The 13650-nt window shown below is 66.9% G+C and carries 11 protein-coding genes; 6 read left to right on the top strand and 5 right to left on the bottom strand.

Features of this window, described 5'->3' with window-relative positions; translation table 11 throughout:
- Positions 1–37: 37 nt before the first annotated feature.
- Positions 38–1318 (top strand): oxygenase MpaB family protein, encoded by a 1281-nt coding sequence (locus tag ACFC0O_RS10100; protein ID WP_375955417.1) that lies wholly within the window; start codon positions 38–40, stop codon positions 1316–1318.
- On the opposite strand, the gene ACFC0O_RS10105 is transcribed toward ACFC0O_RS10100, so the two are convergent.
- From ACFC0O_RS10105 to ACFC0O_RS10120, 4 genes are read right to left on the bottom strand one after another with little or no spacing between them, the layout of a single operon-like run.
- Positions 1315–2460, bottom strand: a complete 1146-nt coding sequence (locus ACFC0O_RS10105) for an LLM class flavin-dependent oxidoreductase (protein ID WP_375955418.1) — start codon at positions 2458–2460, stop codon at positions 1315–1317. The two genes, ACFC0O_RS10100 and ACFC0O_RS10105, sit on opposite strands and share 4 nt — an antisense overlap.
- 9 nt (positions 2461–2469) lie before the next feature.
- Positions 2470–3471, bottom strand: coding sequence for an ABC transporter substrate-binding protein (locus tag ACFC0O_RS10110; protein ID WP_375955420.1), 1002 nt, complete (start codon positions 3469–3471; stop codon positions 2470–2472).
- Positions 3468–4205, bottom strand: a complete 738-nt coding sequence (locus tag ACFC0O_RS10115; RefSeq protein ID WP_375955422.1) for an ABC transporter ATP-binding protein — start codon at positions 4203–4205, stop codon at positions 3468–3470. The genes ACFC0O_RS10110 and ACFC0O_RS10115 overlap by 4 nt, the downstream gene beginning before the upstream one ends.
- Positions 4178–5002: an ABC transporter permease gene (locus ACFC0O_RS10120; RefSeq protein WP_375955424.1), complete on the bottom strand. Its 825-nt coding sequence runs from the start codon at positions 5000–5002 to the stop codon at positions 4178–4180. The genes ACFC0O_RS10115 and ACFC0O_RS10120 overlap by 28 nt, the downstream gene beginning before the upstream one ends.
- 172 nt (positions 5003–5174) lie before the next feature.
- Here ACFC0O_RS10120 and ACFC0O_RS10125 point away from each other — a divergent pair, with 172 nt between their 5' ends.
- Both ACFC0O_RS10125 and ACFC0O_RS10130 read left to right on the top strand, forming a co-directional pair.
- Positions 5175–7151 (top strand): serine/threonine-protein kinase, encoded by a 1977-nt coding sequence (locus ACFC0O_RS10125; protein ID WP_375955426.1) that lies wholly within the window; start codon positions 5175–5177, stop codon positions 7149–7151.
- A 7-nt stretch (positions 7152–7158) separates the two neighbouring features.
- Positions 7159–9267, top strand: coding sequence for a protein kinase (locus tag ACFC0O_RS10130; RefSeq protein ID WP_375955428.1), 2109 nt, complete (start codon positions 7159–7161; stop codon positions 9265–9267).
- A 145-nt stretch (positions 9268–9412) separates the two neighbouring features.
- Here ACFC0O_RS10130 and ectB read toward each other — a convergent pair whose 3' ends face one another.
- Positions 9413–10675: a diaminobutyrate--2-oxoglutarate transaminase gene (gene ectB / locus ACFC0O_RS10135; RefSeq protein ID WP_375955429.1), complete on the bottom strand. Its 1263-nt coding sequence runs from the start codon at positions 10673–10675 to the stop codon at positions 9413–9415.
- A 319-nt stretch (positions 10676–10994) separates the two neighbouring features.
- Between ectB and ACFC0O_RS10140 the strand changes: the two genes are divergently transcribed.
- The 3 genes from ACFC0O_RS10140 to ACFC0O_RS10150 are packed head-to-tail and all read left to right on the top strand — an operon-like array spanning position 10995 to position 13589.
- On the top strand, positions 10995–11798 hold the full coding sequence (locus ACFC0O_RS10140) for an ABC transporter permease (RefSeq protein ID WP_375955430.1): 804 nt from the start codon (positions 10995–10997) through the stop codon (positions 11796–11798).
- Positions 11791–12609, top strand: coding sequence for an ABC transporter permease (locus tag ACFC0O_RS10145; RefSeq protein WP_375955431.1), 819 nt, complete (start codon positions 11791–11793; stop codon positions 12607–12609). The genes ACFC0O_RS10140 and ACFC0O_RS10145 overlap by 8 nt, the downstream gene beginning before the upstream one ends.
- The gene (locus ACFC0O_RS10150) at positions 12606–13589 is read left to right on the top strand and encodes an ATP-binding cassette domain-containing protein (protein WP_375955432.1); all 984 of its coding nucleotides are present in this window, start codon (positions 12606–12608) and stop codon (positions 13587–13589) included. The genes ACFC0O_RS10145 and ACFC0O_RS10150 overlap by 4 nt, the downstream gene beginning before the upstream one ends.
- Positions 13590–13650 lie beyond the last annotated feature (61 nt).

A 13650-nucleotide genomic window follows, 5' to 3' on the forward strand; every position in this document is an offset into this window, starting at 1 on the left:
GTAGAAGGTGAGCATCTACTCACTTTATCCTCGAAGTATGACTCGCGAGAAGGTTCCGGCCGCCATGGAAGTCGCGGCGGCGGGCCGCATTCCGACGGAATTCCGGTACTGGGAGCGGCGCGACGATCCCAGTGTCCAACGCGCACGGCGGATCTGGCGCGCTTTCTTCCGATTCGATCCACAGCCCTCCGATGCGCTGGTGCGTGAGTTCGGCGAGGCGTACTACCACGCCGATCCGGTGGCGGAGGCTTTCGTGGACGAGGTGTACCTGGGCGAACTCGGTCCGGCGGCGGGCCGGGCCATGCTGGATCGGGCGCTGGCGCACGGTATCGAATCGGTTCCGGACGCGCCCGCCACACTGGTCCGGCTGTTCGAGGAGTTCGAGACGCCGCCGGAATGGTTCGATCCGGAGTTGGTCGCGGCGGGTGCGAAGGTGTTCCGGCGCTGGGGCACATCGGTTTTCAGCTTCGCCACCACCAGCACGCTGGAAATGTATTCGGAGAGTTCGATCGCCAAACCGCTGTCGTACGCGGGCGGCTACGCCGGGGACAAGGCGCATAAGCGGCAGTTGGAAACCGTGCGCTTCTGGATCGACGTCTCCGATCCGGGCGGCCTTGATCCGGGTGCGCGCGGCAGGCAGACCGCCATGCGGGTGCGCATCATGCACGTCTTCATTCGCCGCAAGCTCATGCAACGGCCCGAATGGGATTACGCCGCTTGGGGAGTGCCGATCAGCGTGGGCGATGCGACACTCACCCTGATGGGCGGCAGTGTGGTGCCGGGCCTGGCGCTGTGGAGCGTCGGGCATCAGACCACGATCACCGAAATCGAAGCGACGCTGCACTTCTGGCGGTACGTCGGTCATCTGCTCGGCGTGCAGCCCGCCTGGTATCCGCGTGATTTCCGGGAATCGGTGCAGCTCATGTTCGCCGCCTTCGTCAAGCGCGCGTTCACCGCGGGCGCGGATGGCGAGGAACTGGTGGAGTCGTACCTGCCCGCCTTCGAGCCGAAGCCGGACAGCCCGTGGCCCAAGCGAATTCGGGACGAGTTCAACTATCGCGTACAGATCGGCTACACCGGATTCTGGCTCCCACCGGGCACCTACGCCCGGCACCGCATGCCACACCGCTTCCCCTGGATCCTGCACCCGATCGCCCAGGCCCCCATACTCTTCGGCGCGGAAACCCTGCGCCGCGTCATCCCCGGCCTGGACACGGTCGCCGTCCGCGTGCAGCGCCACCGCCGAGAACGGTGGTACCGCAACGAAGTCGGCGACCGGGCCGCGGAGTTCCATCCCGTGGAGGAATTCCGCCGCTAGCTGCTGGACGCGCCCGCGAAGGGGATGGCGGCGGGAGGTGCGGGGCGGCGGTTCGGGTGCTGCCACACGCCTTTTCGTTCCAGGATGGGCAGGACGCCCTCGCCGAACCAGTACGCCTCTTCCAGGTGCGGGTAGCCGGACAGCACGAATTGGCTGATACCGGCCTTCGCGTATTCCAGCAGTCGTTCGGCGACCTCGGCGTGCGAGCCGACCAGGGCGGTGCCCGCGCCGCCGCGGACCAGGCCGACGCCCGCCCACAGGTTGGGTGCGATCTCAAGGCGGTCGACGCTGCCGTTGTGCAGTTCGCTCATCCGGCGCTGACCTTCGGATTCGCTCTTGCCGAGGGCGGCCTGCACGCGTTCGATATCGGCCGGGTCGATGCCCGCGAGCAGTTTGTCCGCGACCGCCCACGCCTCCTCCGAGGTATCGCGGGTGATCACGTGAATGCGCAAGCCGTAGTCCAGCTTTCGCCCGTGATCGACCGCGAGCCCGCGAATCCACTCCAGTTTGCGGCTCACCGCGAGCACCGGTTCACCCCAGGTGAGGTAGGTGTCGGCGTATTTGGCCGCGACCGGCCCGGCGGGTGCGGAGGATCCGCCGAAGAACACCGGCGGCACCGGGTCCGGATGGTTGGACAGCAGCGCGTTCTCCACCCGAATATGTTCGCCCGCAAAGGAGAACGGCTCATGCGAATTCCACAGCGACTTCACCACGTGCAGGAATTCCCCGGTGCGCGCGTACCGGGTCTCCTTATCGGCGAAGTCGCCGAACGCCGCCTGTTCGGCCGGTTCGCCGCCGGTCACCACATTGAGCAGCAGCCGCCCGTTGGAATGCCACTGGAAGGTGCCCGCCATCTGCGCGGCGAGGGTGGGGCTGACCAGTCCGGGGCGCAGTGCGACAAGGAATTTCAGCGATTCGGTGGTCCCGGCCAGCATGGCGGTGGTCAGCCAGGCGTCCTCGCACCAGGAGCCGGTCGGGGTGAGCACCGCTTCGAAGCCGTTGGTCTCCGAGGCCGCCGCGATCTGATTCAGATAGTGCAGCGACGCCGGGCGATCACCGGACATCGGGGTGCCGTGCCCGCCGACCACGAGGCCGCGCGAGTCACCGGAGGTGGGCAGAAACCAGTGGAATGACAGGCTCATTCGATCTCCTCAGGAGGTGAAGCGGTCATTGAAGCGGGTGTCGACGAAGTCGGCGATGTTCACCTTGCTCGGAATGAGCTTGGCGTCGGTGAACGCGTCGGCCACCGCCTGCTCCTCGGCGATGGTCGCCTGATCGAGCGGATGATGCTGGTACGAGGCGCGTTTCACCGCGACCAGGGTGACGTCGTAGGGCACGCCGGTGATATCGGCGGACTGTTTGGCCCAGGTCTCCGGATTGGACTTGATCCAGGCGTGCGCCCGCTGGATGCGGATCAGCAGATCCTTCAGCGCCGCCGAACTGGCTTTATTGGCAAGGGCTTTGGTGCCCGCCACGAAGAAGGCGTCACCGCGCACATAGCCCTCACCGGTCACCAGCGCCCGATTGCCGTCGTGCTCGGCCTGTGCCACATAGGGATCCCACACCGCCCAGGCGTCGACCCGTCCGGTGGACAGCGCCGCCAGCGCATCGGCGGGCTGCAGGTATTGCGGTTCGATATCGGCGAAGGTGAGCCCGTTCTTGGCGAGCACGGCCAGCAGGTGCTGATGCGCCGAACTGCCCTTGGTGACGGCGATCTTCTTGCCGCGCAGGTCCTTCGGATCCTTCAGCGTGGAGTCCTTGGGCACCAGGATGGCCTGGCCCTGCAATCCACTGGAATAACTGGCGACAATCTTGATCTGCGATTTCGCGGCCGCCGCGAAGACCGGCGGGGCATTGCCGACGCCGCCCAGATCCACCGATCCGGCATTGATGGCCTCGAGGATGGGCGGACCGGCGGTGAAGGTGGACCATTCCAGCTTGTAGGGCAGGTTCTTGCTCTCCCCGGACACCTCGAGCAGGGCCTGCAACGCCTGCCCCTTCTGGTCACCGATATGCAGGGTCACCTGCGAAAGATCCACCGAGCCATCGGCATTCACGCCCTTGGTGTTGTCGTCACCACTGCCGCAGGCCGCGGTGACCAGGGCGGTGGTGACCGCCAGTGCGGCGAACAGGCGTCTGGTGACGGGTTTCATGCGGTTCCTTCCGGGGTCACGCCGAGTTCCGCGAGCAGGTTCGCTCGCAGGGCGAGAAATTCGGGGTGGTCACGGCGGCGCGGGCGCGGCAGCTCGATGCGCAGTTCCCGGGCGATGCGGCCGTCGGCCAGCACCAGGGCGCGATCGGCGAGCAGCAGCGCCTCGTCCACATCGTGGGTGACCAGCAGTACGCCGGGCTGATGTTTGCCCCACAGCTCGAGCACCAGATTGTGAATGGTGATGCGGGTCAGGGCATCCAGCGCACTGAAAGGTTCGTCCAGCAGCAGCAGATCCGGTTCCCGCACCAGGGCGCGGGCCAGCGAGGCTCGCTGCGCCTCACCGCCGGACAGGGTCAGCGGCCAGGCGTCGGCACGCTCGGTCAGCCCGACCTCGGCCAGGGCATCGGCCGCGGCCTGCTTCGGATTCGGTTGCCGCAGACCGAGAGTGATATTGGCGGCGACCCGCTTCCACGGCACCAGGCGTGGTTCCTGAAAGGCGACGGCCACTTCACCGGGGACGGTGAGCTCACCCTCGGTGGCCTTGTCGAGTCCCGCGAGCGCGCGCAGCAGGGTGGACTTGCCCGAGCCGCTGCGACCGAGCAGCGCCACGAACTCGCCGGGCCGGATATCCAGATCGATGCCGTGCAGCACCCGTCGTTCGCCGAAGTCCTTGACCAGACCGCGAACTCGGGCGGCGGTATCGGTCGCTACGTTGCCAGGAAGCCGCGTCGCCATGACAGCGCCCTTCTCTCGATGAGCCGAACGAAGGCGTCGGTGAGCAGTCCGAGCACGCTGTAGACCAGCAATCCGACCACGATCACGTCGGTGCGCAGGAATTCGCGCGCGTTGTTGATCATGTAGCCGAGCCCGGCATCCGCATTGACCTGCTCGGCGACGATCAGCGCCAGCCACGCCACCCCGAGCGATTGCCGCAGTCCGACCAGCGCCTGCGGCAGCGCGCCCGGCAGCACGATGTGCCGGATGAGCGCGGCCCGCCCGAGCTGCTGCACCTGCGCGAGCTCGGCGAGTTTGCCGTCCACACTGCGGATTCCGGCAAAGGTATTGAGGTACAGCGGAATCGCCACGCCGAACGCCACCAGCACGATCTTGGGCAGTTCACCGATTCCGAACCACAGGATGAACAGCGGGATCAGCCCGTAGAACGGCAGTGTGCGCAGCATCTGCAGAATCGGGTCGACCAGATTCTCGCCCACCCGGCTCAGCCCGGCGGCGAGCGCCAGCGCGATACCGGCGATCGCGCCGATGGCGAAGCCGACCGCGGCCCGCTGTAGCGAAACCGTGAGCGCGTCCACGAGGGTGCCGTCGGACAGCAGGTCACCGGCGGTGTGCACCACGGTGACCGGCGAGGCCAACAGCCGCTCGGACAGCACTCCGGTGGCGCTGGCGACCTGCCACAGCGCCACCAACAGGATCGGACTGATCAACCGAACCCAGGAAGCGGGCGGGCGCGGCAGGCGCGCCAAACGAGGCCGGACGGCAATGGGCCGGGCCTGTACGGCAACTGAGGACACGAAAGCACCTCGGGCGAATGGGGGACGGGGACCGGGCGACCGCAACCCACGGCCGCCTCGTTCGAGGTTGCCGCCCCGCGCCCGGCTCGTCACCGGTTGTAATCCATGTGATTCTTGATCAGCCGGATTCACGGACTGCCACAATGGATCCGCGACGAGGAGCCGAAACGCCATGACGAGTCCGCATCACCCGCTCACCGTCGGATCCAGGTTCGGCCCCTATCGGCTGGACCGGTTGATCGGGCGCGGGGGCATGGGCGAGGTGTATCAGGCCTACGACACGGTCAAGGACCGGACGGTGGCCATCAAGGTGCTGCCGGAGCGGCTGGCCCAGGATCCGATGTATCGGCAGCGCTTCCAACGCGAATCCCATGCGGCGGCCCGGCTGCGCGAGGCGCATGTGATTCCCATTCACGATTACGGCGAGATCGACGGGCGACTGTTCATCGATATGCGCCTGGTGGACGGGGACAGCCTGCGTGCGCTGCTGCGCGATGCCGGACCGGGATCGCCGGAGCGCACGGTCGGGCTGATCGAGCAGATCGCCGCGGCCCTGGACGCCGCACATCACGACGGCCTGCTGCACCGCGATATCAAGCCCGACAATATTCTGCTGACCGGGGACGGCTTCGCGTATCTGGTGGATTTCGGCATCGCGCAGTCGGCCACCGATCCGTCCCTGACCAAGGATGGTTCGGCGGTCGGGTCCTATCACTACATGGCCCCCGAACGCTTCGCCGCCACCGAGCTGACGCCCGCCGCCGATGTGTACGCGCTGGCCTGCGTGCTCTACGAATGTCTCACCGGCGTGCGGCCGTTCACCGGCGCGAACGACGCCCAGATCATGCGGGCGCACCTGTTCGAGACACCGCCCCGCCCCAGCCGGGTGCGCGCCTCGGTGCCCGCGACCTTCGATCCGGTCATCGCGCGCGGGCTCGCCAAGAGTCCGCAGGAGCGCTACCCCAGCGCGGGCGCACTGGCCGCCGCCGCGCGCGCGGCGCTCGGTCCCGCCGATCCGGGTGCGTCGGCGGTGACCGCACCGGTGGATACGGCCGCGCAGGAACGGACCGTCACCAGCGCGGGCGGCTCGGGTCCGCGTGCGGGACGCCTGCGCCGCCTGGTGTCGGTACTGGGTGTGCTCGTATTGGTCGCCGCCGCACTGGGTTTCGCGGGGTGGGCGGTGGCGTCCAAACATGATTCCGGTATCGCGGTGGCCGATGACACCGCGTTGACCCCGGCCGATATCGAACTGCTCGCGAAGGTGGACGGTCTCGCGTACAAGCGGCAGAACTGCAACCATGAACGCCCCGATTCCACCACCGTCGCGGTGTTCCTGTGCGCGGCGGTGCCCGCCTCCTCCACCCCGGCCGCGCGCTTCTGGCGCTTCCGCAGCACCGACGCCATGCGGGATTACTACCGGACGATGGTGTCCACCCTGCACTTCACCAGCTGTCCGGCCGATCCCGCCGGAAACGATGGACCGTCCATGCGCGACGGTAAGGAGGTGGGCCGCAAAGCTTGCTTCGCCAATAAGGCCGAAACCCCGAACGCGCCCAAACCGACCCTGGTGGTTACCGATACCGCACTGGCGGCGATTGCCGTCTATATCTACGCGGGTCCGGACCAGACCTCGTTCCGCGACTATCGCGCGAAGAACAACGGCGGGCAGTTCCACACCGATGCCACCCAGGATCCGGATTTCCTCAGCGCGGAAGACCGGGCGCTGCTGACGCATACCGGCCCGGATTACCGGGCGGGCAATTGCAGGCATGCCGATCCGCCCGGATCGCTGGCGAACGCATACCTGTTGTGCGGCAGCAAGATCGGCGCGCCCGGGGTGAGCTTCTTCGGCTTCCCGGATCAGCGTTCGGCCGATGTGCTGTACCAGGGGGATCTGAGCCAGTTCCCGGGGCACGCCTGCGGGGGCGGTGCGGGAACCGATACGGTGTGGCGCAAGGGTTCCGGGCAGGCCGGGCGGTTCTTCTGCTTCGTCGACGCCTCCTCCGATCCGGCGCAAACCTGCCTGGTGGCGGTGCACAGCACACTCGGCCTGTTCGTCATCACCTGTGTGCTGCCGCAGGATTCCCCGGAGAATGGCCCGAAAGACGAAGCGGCACTGCAGTCCTGGTTCCAGCAGAATTTCGGATGAGGCGGATATGACGAATCCGGAGCGCGCGCCGGTCGTCGGGGCTCGTTTCGGGCCCTACCGGCTGGATCGGCTGATCGGCCGCGGCGGTATGGGCGAGGTGTATCAGGCCTACGACACGGTCAAGGATCGCACCGTCGCGATCAAGGTGCTGCCCGCGCGGCTGGCCGAGGATCCGGTGTACCGCAGGCGTTTTCAGCGCGAATCACATGCGGCGGCCCGGCTGCGCGAGGCGCATGTGATTCCGATCCACGATTACGGCGAGATCGACGGCCACCTCTACATCGATATGCGCCTGGTCGACGGGGAGAGCCTGCGTGATCGACTGCGCCGCATCGGATATGACACACCGGAGCGCGCCGTCGCGGTCATCGAGCAGGTGGCGGCGGCGCTGGACGCCGCGCACACGGACGGCCTGCTGCACCGGGATATCAAGCCGGACAACATCCTGCTCACCACCGAAGGCTTCGCCTACCTGGTGGATTTCGGCATCGCCCAGTCCGCCACCGATGCCACGCTCACCGCCGACGGTTCCGCGGTCGGCTCCTTCGGCTATATGGCCCCCGAACGCTTCTCCTCCCGCGACCTGACCCCCGCCGCCGACGTCTACGCCCTGGCCTGCGTGCTGTTCGAATGCCTCACCGGTACACGACCTTTCATCGGCGATACGGACGCACAGATCATGCGCGCCCACCTCTTCGACCCGGTCCCCCGCCCCAGCCTGGTCCGTCCCACCGTCTCCGCGGCCTTCGATCCCGTGGTCGCGCGCGGTATGGCCAAGAACCCGTCCGGGCGCTACCGCACCGCGGGCGATCTGGCCGAAGCCGCACGCGCCGCCCTCACCGCACCACCGGAGCCGGGCGAGCCCACCCTCACGGGCGCGGACTCCGAATGCGGCGACGAAACGAAACCCGCTGCCGCGCCGCGGGATATGCCGACGGATTCGACGGCCGCACCCGAGCGCGGTTCCGGTTCCGAGCCGCGGCCGAAGCCCGGAAATGGTTCGGGGACAGCGCAGGAGCCCCCAACCTCCGCCGTGGCGCGCCGGGTGACGAGCCGGTTCCACCGCCCGTCTCGGCCGGTGCTGCTGGGCGCGGTCACCGCGCTGGTCGTGGCGGCGCTCGGGTTCGCGGGATGGGCCGCGGCGCAGCCGCTTCGGACCGGGCACGCGGTGCCGAACGCCGGCGCGCTCACGCAGGCCGATATCGATCTGCTGGCGTTCACCGAACGTCCGGCGTTCAATCGCGCGAACTGCGTGCACGAGGAGCCCGACGAGTACAGTCTGGCGATCCTGTCCTGCGCCGTGAACTATCACGCGGGCAATCCCGGCGTCCGGTTCTGGCGTTTTCGCGATGCCGACAAACTGCACGAGTACTACACCTCGGTGCTGGACGTCACCAAACTCAGTGCGTGCCCGGGTGATCCGCCAGGCGTGGACGCGCCGTCCACGCGCGATGGCAAGGAGGTGGGGCGGCGCGGCTGCTACACCAATACCAAGATCGGCCCGGCCCCAAAGCCCGCGTTCATCGTGACGAACGAGGAGATTCCGGCCATGGCCATGTACCTCTGGGACGATGTGTCCGATCAGCCGCTGCGCGATTGGGAAGCGCGGCAGGACTATTGGCAGTTCCGCTCCGCCGACCGCGCCCGCGATCCGGATGTCTTCTCCCCCGCCGATCGCAAACTGCTGACCGATCTCGGCAAGGATTGGCGCACCGGGAATTGCCGCCACGGCGAGGTGCCGCAGGGTTCGGCCGCGAATGCCACGGTGGATTGTGTGAACGCCAACGGCTTTCCGGTGACCGGCTTCCTCGGTTTCGCCGATCGGGCCTCGGCGACCCAGCTGTATCAACAGGATCTGGATCTGCTGAAAGGCCATGCCTGCGGTGGCGGGCCGGAGCGCGGCGATACGGTCTGGCGGCAGGAAGGCAAATTGGTCGGTCGGTACTACTGCTATCCGGATCCGGACCAGACCCAGAACGGTCGTGCGTGCCTGCTCGCACTGCCGGACGAATTCGATACCGCCGCCATCTTCTGCGCACTGCCGCAGGCGGACCCGCATCTGGGCCCCAAATCCGAACAGCAACTGCTGGAATGGTTCCTGCGCAAACTCGGCTAGCGCGCGGCGGTCGCGAGGGCATCCGGAAATAGGAGATGCCGGGCTCCCTCCGCAGCTGGGAGCCCGGCATCAGGGTCGGCACCGGTGTGGGCGGTGACGACGTTCAGGGGGTGCGCCGCTCGATCGGCATGGCGCACCGGGTTATTCAGTGCGCGTCGCGCACTATCTCGACCGCCCGGGTCAGCAGTCCGAGCCCGTGGGTGAGTTCGTCCTCGGTGGCGACCAGCGGCGGCAGCAGTTTCACCACTTCGTCATTGGAACCGGAGGTCTCCACCAGCAGACCGAGTTCGAAGGCGATGCTGCTGACCTTGGCGGCCTGCGAGGCATCGTCGAACACCAGGCCGTGCACCATGCCGCGGCCCCGGGTGGAGGTGCCGCTGAAGGTTTCGGTCATGGCGGTGAGGTGTGTGCGAATGTGCTCACCCTTGGCGAGGGTGGCGGCTTCCATGCCCGCACCGGTCCAGTACTCGCGCAGCGCGACCTCACCGGTGATGAAGGCGGCATTGTTCCCACGGAACGTACCGTTGTGCTCGCCCGGTGTCCACTGGTCGAGTTCGGGCTTCATCAGCACCAGCGCCATCGGCAGGCCATAGCCGCCAATGGATTTCGATAGCGTGATGATATCGGGCTGGATGCCGGCGACCTCGAAGGAGAAGAACGGTCCGGTGCGCCCGCAACCCATCTGCACATCGTCGACGATGAGCAGAATGCCGCGCGCGGCGCACATATCGGCCAGGGCGCGCAGCCATTCGGCGCGGGCGACGTTCACCCCGCCCTCACCCTGCACGGTTTCCACGATCACCGCGGCGGGCTTGTCGATGCCCGAGGAGCTGTCGTCCAGGGTGCGGCGCATCCATGAGAAGTCGTCGACGCCTTCGAGATACCCGTCGTAGGGCATCGGGGTGGCGTGGATGAGCGGTACGCCCGCGCCCGCGCGCTTGGCGGCATTGCCGGTGACCGACAGCGCGCCGAGGGTCATACCGTGGAAGGCGTTGGTGAAGTTCAGCACCGCGGTGCGCCCGGTGATCTTGCGCGCCAGCTTGAGTGCGGCCTCCACGGCGTTCGCGCCGGTGGGGCCGGGGAACTGCACCTTGTACTCCATCCCGCGCGGGATGAGCAGCACATCGCGGATGGTCTCCAGCAGACGACGTTTGGCGACGGTGGACATATCCAGCCCGTGCGTGATGCCGTCCCCGACCAGATAGTCGATCAGGGCCTGCTTGAGCACGGGGTTGTTATGCCCGTAGTTGAGCGAGCCCGCACCGGCGAAGAAGTCCAGGTACTCCTTACCGTTCTCATCGGTGAGCCAGCAGCCGCGCGCGGTGTCGAACACCGTCGGCCAGGCACGACAGTAACCGCGCACGTTGGATTCGAGCGTCTCGAAAACAGTCGTCTCGGCCACGGTCATCGATCGTCCTAGCGTCGGAGCAAAGTGAAACAGTGACGTTTCTACCATCCATCGCTCGCGCCGCGGAGGGTTTTCGGCGAAACCGGGCAATCTCGCGCAATCCATCGCGCGGGCCACACACCGAACCGGACAGAAGTGACGATCGTCTCGCCCGGGACAGCACGAGCATAACCCCCGGCGAACCGGACGAAGCAAACCCCTCAGGATGAAGACCTCGCGAACACCCGGTGCGCCTTCGCCCGGATTCGCGGTTCGCTGGAAAACCGCTGCGGGGCAGCGGCATTGCCGGTTTCGCCGGGTCCGGTAAGGTGAACTTCTTGTGCGTGCCGACGTGGGGGTTTACTGGCAACTGGTCAAAGCCGGATTTCGCAGGCAGTCGCACTATCGCCTGGCAATGCTGGCCGGACTCATCACGAACGTGGTGTTCGGCTTCGTCCGCGCGGCCGTGCTGATGGCCGCCGTGCACGCCAATAACGGCTTCGGCGGCTACGACCGAGGCACCATCGGCGCGTTCATCTGGCTGTCCCAGGGGCTGCTCGGAGCCATCGCGTTCTGGACCCTGCCCGATATCGTGGAACGCATTCGCACCGGCGATGTGGCCATCGACTTCCTGCGGCCCATCGATATCCAGGGCGCGCACCTGGCCGAATACATCGGCCGGGCAACCTATTCGCTGCTGCCGCGCGGACTGCCCAGCATGCTGGTCGGCGCGCTCACCTTCGGATTGGCGCTGCCCACCACCGCCGGACCGTACCTTCTGGGCATCTTCAGCCTCGCGATGGCCATCGCGCTGTCGTTCCTGTCCATGTTCGCGGTGAGCCTGGCCGGATTCTGGCTGGTGGAAACGCGCGGACTGCGGGCCCTGCACATGATCTGCGGGACATTCCTGGCCGGATTGTTCGCGCCCGTGCACCTGTTCCCGGACTGGCTGCGCACCATCGCCTACTGCACCCCGTTCCCCTCCATGCTGCAATGGCCCATCGATGTGCTGTCCGGCCGCACCACCGGTATGGCGGCGATGGGAATCGTGCTGGCGCAGGCTTTCTGGCTCGCCACCCTGACGGCGCTGGGGCAACTGCTGCTGCGCGCGGGCCGCCGGAAACTGGAGGTGCAGGGTGGTTGACGGGCTACGCCCCTCGCGATTCGCGCCCTATCGCGCCGTACTCGCCTCCCGACTACGCGCGCAGCGGGCCTATCCGCTGTCCTTCGCCACCGATGTGTTCAGCGCCTTCCTGATCGGGCTCGTCGAATTCGGCGAAATGTGGGTGATCTTCCACAATGTGCCGCAACTGGGCGGACTGCACCTGAATTCGATGCTGCTGCTGTTCGGAATGAGCAATACCTGCTTCGCCATCGCCGACATGCTGGTCGGGCACGCGGACACGCTGCCCACCTATATCCGCATGGGCAAACTGGACGCCTTCTACCTGCGCCCGCAACCGCTGCTGTTGCAACTCATGACCAGCGATATCGCATTGCGCCGGGTGGCGCGCATCGCGGTGGCGGCCACCGTGCTCGGATTCGGCATCGCCCGCAATGACATCGACTGGACCGCAGCGCATCTCGCACTCTTCACGGTGACCCTGATATCCGGCATCACGATCTTCGCCGGACTCTTCATCACCGCCGCCGGGGTGCAGTTCTTCCTCATCGACGGGGCCGAACTGACCAATGCCTTCACCTACGGCGGCTCATACGCGTCCATGCAACCGGCCTCGGTATTCCCCACACCGATGAAACTCATCTTCGGATTTCTCATTCCGGTCGCCTTCAGCTCCTATCTGCCCACCATCGCCCTGCTGGATCTGCCCGGATCGCCACCGCTGACCACGTGGCTGGCCTGGGCGTCCCCGCTGGCGGCGGCGTGGGTGTGGGTGATCGCGCTGACATCGTGGCGGCTGGGCACCAGGCACTATCAGGGAGGCGGCGGATGAGCGAACCCATCATCGACATTGCCGGACTGACAAGGACTTTCGTCCTGAGCCGGAAACAGGGACGCTGGCGACGGCGGCGCGAGGTGCTGACCGCGGTCGACGATATGAGCTTCCGGATCGAACCCGGTGCGGCCGTCGGATACATCGGCGCGAACGGCGCGGGCAAATCCACCACCATCAAGATGATCACCGGCATTCTGGTGCCCAGCGCCGGACGACTGCGCACCTGCGGGCTCGATCCGGTGCGGCAGCGCCGCGAACTGGCGGCGCGCATCGGGGTGGTGTTCGGGCAGCGCTCGCAACTGTGGTGGGATCTGCCACTGCGCGAATCGTTTTCGATCCTGGCGGCCATTCACCGGCTGGAACCGGGCACGGCGCGACGGCGCACGGACGAGCTGGTGGAACAGCTGGAGATGAGCAGCACCCTCGACACTCCCGTGCGCCAGCTCTCACTGGGCCAGCGCATGCGCGCGGAAGTGGCTGCGGCACTGCTGCATTCACCGGAACTGGTGATCCTGGACGAGCCGACCATCGGCCTGGATGTGCTGTCCAAACAGCGATTACGCGAATTCCTGCGGCATGAGCGCACCAGCCGCGGCACCACCCTGCTGCTCACCACGCACGATATGGGCGATATCGAGCGGCTGTGCGAACGGGTGCTGGTGGTCGATCACGGCAGCCTGGTCTACGACGGTTCGCTGACCGGACTGGCCGCCACCGTCGGCGCGCATCGGGTGCTGACCGTCGATTTGGCCGAACCCACAACCGATCTCACCGATCTGCCGGGCGCGAAACTGCTCGCCAGCGAGGGCGGCGGTATGCGCCAGCGACTCGCCTTCGACACCGAGATCACCACGGCGGCGCAATTGCTCGCGGCGGTGTCGGCGCGGGCCGAGGTGCGCGATCTGTCCATCGAAGAACCCGATATCGAGGATGTGGTGCGGCGCATCTACGAGGCCGCGGCGCATCCGCTTTCGTGATTCGCGGCGATTTCGAATCGCGGACGGCCGCAATTCGGCCGTGTACCGACAGGTGAATTCG

Source organism: Nocardia sp. NPDC056100 (assembly GCF_042266325.1).
Lineage (GTDB): Bacteria > Actinomycetota > Actinomycetes > Mycobacteriales > Mycobacteriaceae > Nocardia.

Excerpts from the sequence above, each read along its gene's own strand:
- ACFC0O_RS10150 (WP_375955432.1), top strand. The coding sequence starts at position 12,606 with ATGAGCGAACCCATCATCGACATTGCCGGACTGACAAGGACTTTCGTC.
- ACFC0O_RS10105 (WP_375955418.1), bottom strand. The coding sequence starts at position 2,460 with ATGAGCCTGTCATTCCACTGGTTTCTGCCCACCTCCGGTGACTCGCGC.
- ACFC0O_RS10115 (WP_375955422.1), bottom strand. The coding sequence starts at position 4,205 with ATGGCGACGCGGCTTCCTGGCAACGTAGCGACCGATACCGCCGCCCGA.
- ACFC0O_RS10125 (WP_375955426.1), top strand. The coding sequence starts at position 5,175 with ATGACGAGTCCGCATCACCCGCTCACCGTCGGATCCAGGTTCGGCCCC.
- ectB (WP_375955429.1), bottom strand. The coding sequence starts at position 10,675 with ATGACCGTGGCCGAGACGACTGTTTTCGAGACGCTCGAATCCAACGTG.
- ACFC0O_RS10100 (WP_375955417.1), top strand. The coding sequence starts at position 38 with ATGACTCGCGAGAAGGTTCCGGCCGCCATGGAAGTCGCGGCGGCGGGC.
- ACFC0O_RS10110 (WP_375955420.1), bottom strand. The coding sequence starts at position 3,471 with ATGAAACCCGTCACCAGACGCCTGTTCGCCGCACTGGCGGTCACCACC.
- ACFC0O_RS10130 (WP_375955428.1), top strand. The coding sequence starts at position 7,159 with ATGACGAATCCGGAGCGCGCGCCGGTCGTCGGGGCTCGTTTCGGGCCC.